The sequence below is a fragment of the Pseudomonas sp. HY7a-MNA-CIBAN-0227 genome, from assembly GCF_040310325.1.
Classification (GTDB): Bacteria; Pseudomonadota; Gammaproteobacteria; order Pseudomonadales; family Pseudomonadaceae; genus Aquipseudomonas.
Genome location: NZ_JBEOPT010000091.1, coordinates 1 through 281 on the forward strand (window position 1 = coordinate 1; position 281 = coordinate 281).

At 49.5% G+C, this 281-nt stretch carries 1 protein-coding gene; it reads left to right on the plus strand.

Features of this window, described 5'->3' with window-relative positions:
• Window positions 1-281: aminotransferase class I/II-fold pyridoxal phosphate-dependent enzyme (locus tag AAEZ06_RS27110; RefSeq protein WP_350617168.1), on the plus strand; the 281-nt coding region annotated here is incomplete at both ends.

Here is a 281-nt window from a genome sequence, read left to right on the forward strand (position 1 = left end):
GGCTAAGGCTGTACAGCCAAATACCAAGGTTATTTATTGTGAGAGTCCTAGTAATCCATTAGCGCAGATTTGTGATATCGACTATTTAAGCAAGCTATGCAAGGCCAACGATATCTTATTGGTGGTGGATAATTGCTTTGCCACGCCAGCGCTGCAGCGTCCACTCGACTTGGGTGCCGATGTGGTGATACATTCTGCGACCAAGTATTTAGACGGGCAAGGTCGTGTATTGGGCGGTGCCTTGGTCGGTAGCGATGCGCTGATGCAAGAGGCCTTTACCG